The 5,798-nt window shown below is 68.3% G+C and carries 6 protein-coding genes; 3 read left to right on the plus strand and 3 right to left on the minus strand.

The annotated features are described in order from the left end of the window. Nucleotides 1-463, minus strand: a 463-nt coding sequence (locus VF536_RS20465) for a GNAT family N-acetyltransferase (RefSeq protein WP_331616717.1), incomplete at its 3' end; no start/stop codon positions are given. 62 nt (nucleotides 464-525) lie between these two features. On the opposite strand from VF536_RS20465, the gene VF536_RS20470 reads away from it, so the two are divergent. The 3 genes from VF536_RS20470 to VF536_RS20480 are packed head-to-tail and all read left to right on the plus strand — an operon-like array spanning nucleotide 526 to nucleotide 2,154. After that, the gene (locus tag VF536_RS20470) at nucleotides 526-1,035 is read left to right on the plus strand and encodes a GNAT family N-acetyltransferase (RefSeq protein WP_331616718.1); all 510 of its coding nucleotides are present in this window, start codon (nucleotides 526-528) and stop codon (nucleotides 1,033-1,035) included. Further along, complete coding sequence (locus VF536_RS20475; protein ID WP_331616719.1) at nucleotides 1,032-1,469, plus strand: GNAT family N-acetyltransferase; 438 nt, start codon at nucleotides 1,032-1,034, stop codon at nucleotides 1,467-1,469. Before VF536_RS20470 ends, VF536_RS20475 begins: the two co-directional genes overlap by 4 nt. A 49-nt stretch (nucleotides 1,470-1,518) precedes the next feature. Next, entirely contained in the window at nucleotides 1,519-2,154 is a 636-nt protein-coding gene (locus VF536_RS20480) for a DJ-1/PfpI family protein (RefSeq protein ID WP_331616720.1), read from the plus strand. On the opposite strand, the gene VF536_RS20485 is transcribed toward VF536_RS20480, so the two are convergent. Both VF536_RS20485 and VF536_RS20490 read right to left on the minus strand, forming a co-directional pair. Next, nucleotides 2,151-3,854, minus strand: a complete 1,704-nt coding sequence (locus VF536_RS20485; RefSeq protein ID WP_331616721.1) for an NAD(P)/FAD-dependent oxidoreductase — start codon at nucleotides 3,852-3,854, stop codon at nucleotides 2,151-2,153. The genes VF536_RS20480 and VF536_RS20485 overlap by 4 nt on opposite strands. Nucleotides 3,855-3,929: 75 nt before the next feature. Beyond that, a complete protein-coding gene (locus VF536_RS20490) occupies nucleotides 3,930-5,609 on the minus strand; it encodes a hypothetical protein (protein WP_331616722.1) in 1,680 nt (559 codons plus the stop codon). Between the last annotated feature and the right edge of the window lie 189 nt (nucleotides 5,610-5,798).

The following is a 5,798-nucleotide window of genomic DNA, read 5'->3' on the forward strand; positions in this document are numbered from 1 at the left end:
CATCGGCTTCAGTGAAGCCGAGTCGCTCAAGCAATGCGATCGACCGCGCATTGCCGGCGTCCACCGACGCCAACCATCGCTGGATGTCGTAGGCGCCACGAAGGTAGTCGACCATGGCCGTCACCGCGCGTGTCGCGTGCCCCTGCCCTCGCCCCTCGGCCGCCAGCACATAGGCGATCCAGCAAACCTCGGGCGATTCAACAGTGGCTTGCACATAGCCGATCAATCGTCCGTCGTCGCGCCGGATCATCCAGTTGAACCACTGCTCGTCGCCGTCGGGCGACTGACCCTTCGCACGGCGGACATAGGCCTCGCGCAGCCATTGCAGCGAGGGTGGCTCGTCCTCTTCGAGGAACTCGTAGATCGACGGATCGGCGAGCACCGCATGCATCTCATCGGCATGCTCGACGGAAACGGGTTCGAGGCGCAGCGGCGGCGCATCCAGCGGCGGAAAGGCAGGCATGACACGAGTGTCTCCGAATCACCAACCGCCTAACATGGCGAATCGTTCTTCGCCGTTCATCCATGTTGCTGCGCCCGATTTCCCTCGCCGACACCGCCGCCATCGACCTCGTCGCCGAGCGCACGCGCGCGACCCTGATCGAAGTCGAAGGCGAAGACGCCGGCGGCACGATGTACTCGATGGACTGGCTGCGTGACCGCGTGCGGTGGCATCTGGACGGCCGCGCCGCGGAGGTCGTCGTCGCCGAGGACGCGAACGGCGACATCGTCGGCCAAACGATCTATCGGATCGAATCCGACGCCGGAGCGCACAGCGCCGCGCCGTTTGGCTTGATCTCGACGACCTATGTCGCACCGAAGGCACGTCGGCTCGGTGTCGCGCAACATCTTCTCGCACGCGCTGAGTTCTGGTTCCGCGAGCGCCATGTCCTGCTCTCCAGCACCTGGACTTCAGAGACCAATCGACCTCTCATCGCGCTGTACGACCGCAACGGCTACGCCGAATCCGAACGCGGTCCCAATCAGCTGACGCAAACCATGATGGTCCGGCTGACCAAGGCGCTGATTCCATGAGCACCTTCACCACTGCCGCCTTCGACGATCCCAAGCCCGGTCTGGCCGCGTTGGTCGACGCCGGCCTCGACCAGCACAACGAGGCCTTCGGCGACCACGGCGCCTTCGACGGGCAGCGCGGGCTGTCGAGCGCCGCATATGACGCCGGCGGTCGCGTCATCGGTGGCGCGGTCGGCCGCACGCTAGGGCGCTGCTGCGAACTCAAGCAGCTCTGGGTCGACGCGGCGCATCGGCATGCCGGCGTGGGCACCGCGGTCGTTCTCGCGCTCGAGCAACGCGCCATCGAGCGCGGCTGCGACACTTTCTACCTCAGCACCTTCAGCTTCCAGGCCCGCCCGTTCTACGAGCGCCTGGGTTACAGCGTCCAGCTGGAGATCCCCGGGCACGGCGTCGCGGGCTCGAAGTTCTTCATGGTGAGGAAGCTGCCCGGCTGATTGCTCGGGCGCGGCGCCCGGCGGGCACGCACCTTGCCGCCATCCCGGCATGAGCACCCCCACCCGCACCGTCCATCTCTACCTCTTCGAGGGCTTCGCCGACTGGGAGGCCGCCTACGCGGTCGCGGGCATCAACACGCCCGAATTCCAGAAGACGCCCGGTGACTGGCAGGTGAAGACCGTCGCCGCCGCCGGCGCGAACCTGACGCGTTCGATGGGCGGCCTGTCGGTGATGCCCGACATCCGCCTGACCACGCTGTTCCCCGACGACAGCGAGCTGCTGATCCTTCCCGGCGGCGCCGGCTGGGACAAGGGCGAGCACATGGAAGCGGCGAAGAAGGCCAAGGAGTTCCTCGACGCCGGCAAGCGCGTCGCCGCGATCTGCGGCGCGACGGCGGGCCTGGCGCGGCTCGGCGTGCTCGACGACCGGCAGCACACGAGCAACGCGCTGTCCTACCTGAAGGGCGTCGACGCGTACGCCGGCAGCGACCGCTACGTGGACGAGCCCGTCGTGTCGGACCGCGGGCTGCTCACCGCGGGCGGCATGTCGGCGCTCGACTTCGCGCGCGCGATCTTCGACACGCTCGACATCTACGAGCCCGCCACGCTCGAGGCCTGGTACCAGCTCAACAAGACCGGCAAGTCGGCCTACTTCGCGAAGATGGCGCAGAGCGCCGGGGCTTAGCGCGGCAACTGCGCCAGATAGACCTGGTACGCGGTCCGCAACGCCGACTGGAAGGCGCCCTCGATCCAGCCGTGGGAGTAGCTGTTGTGCTCGCCGGCGAAGTGCGCATGGCCGTTCCATTCCGGCGCGATCATGGCGTGGAACAGCCGCGTCTTCTGCATCGGCGCGAAGTAGGCGAAGGCCGAGCCGCCGGAGAACGCGTCCGCCGACCAGACCTGGGAGGTGCCCACCTCGAAGTTGTCCTGCACCAGGTCCTTGCCGAAGATCGTCGACAGGTTGTCGACCGCGATCTCGACCGAGGCGTCCTTGTTCATGCCGCCCGTGCCGGTCGCATCCTGCTGGAAGGTGTAGCTGGCCATGATGACCCCGCGCTCCTGGCCGTGCTTGAACTGCGCCGAGGTCGACACCGGGAACATCGCGTAGCGGATCGGCAGGTCCGTGACCACGCCGCCGTCCTTGCCCTGCCCCTTGCCCTCCAGGTACTGCTCCCACCAGCGCGTCTTGAACTGCAGCAGGATCTTCGTCACCTCGACATACCGCAGCTCGCGGATCGCATTGGTCTTGGGCACGCCGAAGGGCACATTGGTCTTGATCAGTCGCTGCACCGTGAACGGCACGGCGAAGATGACGCGGTCGCCGAACACCGAGCGCGTCTCCCCGCCGTTGGTCCGGTAGAGGACCTCGACGCTGCGTCCCGGTCCCCCGGCCGGCCAGTGGTTGACCGCCACCACGCGCGCGCCGTAGCGGATGTCGTCCTTCAGCGTCGCGTCCAGCCCCGGCGCGATGAACGCCGACGGGATCTGCTGCATGCCCTGCGCCATCTGCTGCATGCCGGCCGTCTCGCCGCCCGATTGCGAGGACAGGAAGGCATCCTTCCAGGACTCGATGAAGGCGTTGTCCAGGACCACATGCGGCGAGCCCAGGTCGTACAGCGAGATGCAATCCTGCGACCAGCCCGCCACCTGCTCGAAGAAGGTCTGCAGCGAGTAGCGGTCGTAGAGCGCCGTCACGTGGCGGTACGCCGCGGCGATGTTGGCGGGATCGTTCCGGTAGACCGATTCGAAGGCCGCGACCACCGGCTGGACCGCGGCGTCCCAGAGGGTGTCGATGGTCTTGCCCTTCTCCTCCTCGCGCAGCTTCGGAAAGCAGGCCAGCAACCCGGGATCGCGCGCCACGAGCAGGCGGTTGAACTCGTCGTAGGTCAGCGTCCTGCCGTAGGTCGAGAGATAGATCAGCTTGTTGGCCTGCTCGAAGGGCTCGAGCTGGCCCTTGAGCTTGAACTTGTCGAGGTAGGCATGGACCAGCTCGTGGTCCTGCGGCAGGCGCATCGCGCCGCCTTCGCCATGCAGCTCGGGCGTGAACGGCGCGGTGATGGTCTTCACCCGGCCGCCGACGCGGTGCGAACTCTCGAAGACGCTGACCGTCAGCCCCGCGCGCTTGAGCTCATGGGCCGCGCACAGCCCCGCCGGACCGGCGCCGACCACCAGCACGTGCGCCGGCTTCGGTTTGCCGTGCAGGCTCGTGAGCCCGGCGTCGATGATGCGCGTGAACAGCTGGCGCAGCGGCACGTCCTCGTCGGGGATCGTGGGCTGCCCGGCCAGCGCCGCCGTCGGCCGATGCCGCCGCAGTCGCGGCCCGTGCAGGCCGAGGTGCAGGCCCTCGGCGAAGTCGTCGGTGGTGAAGGTGTCGTGTCTGTCCATGGGTCTCTCCCTCGGGGGTCATTGACGCGGCGCACGCCGGTGGTCCACTGGCGCGCGCCGATGCGCGTGTCGCTCTCAGCCCATCCGCCGGATGGTGTCGAGGACGAATTCCTTCTGCGTGCCGGTGATGGACCGGTTGCTCGCGGCCTCCTCGACCAGCGGGATCACCGCGATCCGGAGCCGGCTGCCGGCACCTTGCAGGATCAGCTCGGCCGTCTCCGCGTCCGACGCGAAGCGCATGAGCACGCCGAACAGGTCCTGCGCCGTCGACGGCGGCCAGCCGCTGATCGTGGGCGTGCCCTGCCTGGCCCAGGGGTTGGGCAGCGGCTTGGTGTTGGGGGACGTCGTCGCGCGGGTCGCCTGCTGGAACGCCCGCTGCCCGATCGGGTGCGCGTTGAGGTCGGCGTAGGACTCGGGATGGGGGTAGGTCAGCGTGCTCAGGAAGTCGCTGATGCCGATGGAGGCGCCCATGATCTCGTGGTACGAGTGGTGGTCCTTGGGCGGCATCAGGTTGGCCATCATCACGAAGCGGGCCACCTCCAGCGACGGCAGACGGCTGAGGTCGAAGGGAATGCCCAGCACGCCGAAGACCACGCTGGTCAGCAGGTAGCTCTGCCGCATCTCCGCCCAGTGGTTCAGGTAGCGCAGCGTGTGTCCGCTGGGACCGGAGATGATGGGCTTGTTGTGCAGCAGCGCGTCGGCGACCCATTTCCCGACGGCCGGATCGATCGCGTCGTGGGCCAGCACGACGTTGGCGCGGTTGCCGGTGTTGTGCTGCCGGTATTCCGGTCCCAGCGGGTTGTCCGTCCGCGGCGTGCCGTCGGACGCCTCGTCCTCGAGGTCCTCCGAGGTGCTCCACTTGATCGCGAGGATGTCGTAGAGGAAGGTCTTGCGCTCCGCCTGGTTGAGCAGGGCGACGATGTCCTTCGCATCCATCCCCGAGAGGCCGACGACATCGCGCAGGCTGGTCAGCGACATGGTCAGCGCGTAGGACTCGTCGTCGAGACGCTTCTCTTCCCAGCGCTCGCGGATCTGCTCGGCCATCCGCGGCGGGAGCTCGTCCCAGTTGCCGATCTTGAACAGGTCGGTGTCGAAGTCGTGGATGTTCCACGGATAGATCGGGTTGTCCGGCGAGCTGACGCGGTTGAAGCGGTTGTTCCGACGCGTCGGATCCGGCGCATGGGGATCGCGGTTGGACGCGCGGTCGATCTTCAGGTGGGTGGCCAGCACGTTGGCGTCGAGCGTGTTGCGGTCCTCGCGCAGGTCGCGCGCGCCGCCGATCGGTCCGACCAGGTGCGACAGCTCCTGGCGGTCCTCCGGCGTCATCGACACGAAGTTGGACGGCGCGCCGGAATAGAGCCGGATCTGCTCGGCGGCGTGCATCACGTCGCCATCCGAGGCGAGCGCGCGGCCGACGTGTTCCTCGAATTCGAGGTTCTTGGTCGCTTCGGTCCGGTAGGTGTCGTCGCCCACGCCCGCCATCAGCGCGCGCTGCGCGACGGGGCGCCCGGGCGCGGCGGTGCCTGCCGAAACCGGGACTGGCCCCGGAACCGACCTGGGTGTCGATGCCGGCGCAGCGTCGCGCCCGGCCAGCGTCCCCACCAACTGGCGTTGCGCCGTCTGCCGCGGGCTGTCGCTCCACGCCGCTGCCGCGCCCTCGGGTGCGAGTTGGCGGGTGCCACGCGCCGACGGCGTCGCGGCAGGTTCCCGGTCCGCTCCTTCCGGCCGTCCGGACGCACGTTGATGCTGCGCCATGCCGCCTCCGATGTGCTCGATGACAAGCACGGTAGCGACGGCGGGAACCCCGCTCCATCGGTCGGATGCTGAGATGGCGCTTCCGGAACTCCCAGGGCGACGATTCGCCGTGTGGCGTGGCCGATCAGCCGGTCAGGCGCCCTTCGCCGCGGTGACGATGCCCTGCCCCGCCGCCCAGGCGCCGATGTC

Source organism: Roseateles sp. (assembly GCF_036486225.1).
GTDB lineage: Bacteria > Pseudomonadota > Gammaproteobacteria > Burkholderiales > Burkholderiaceae_C > Roseateles.

Excerpts from the sequence above, each read along its gene's own strand:
- VF536_RS20485 (WP_331616721.1), bottom strand. The coding sequence starts at position 3,854 with ATGGACAGACACGACACCTTCACCACCGACGACTTCGCCGAGGGCCTG.
- VF536_RS20475 (WP_331616719.1), top strand. The coding sequence starts at position 1,032 with ATGAGCACCTTCACCACTGCCGCCTTCGACGATCCCAAGCCCGGTCTG.
- VF536_RS20490 (WP_331616722.1), bottom strand. The coding sequence starts at position 5,609 with ATGGCGCAGCATCAACGTGCGTCCGGACGGCCGGAAGGAGCGGACCGG.
- VF536_RS20480 (WP_331616720.1), top strand. The coding sequence starts at position 1,519 with ATGAGCACCCCCACCCGCACCGTCCATCTCTACCTCTTCGAGGGCTTC.
- VF536_RS20470 (WP_331616718.1), top strand. The coding sequence starts at position 526 with ATGTTGCTGCGCCCGATTTCCCTCGCCGACACCGCCGCCATCGACCTC.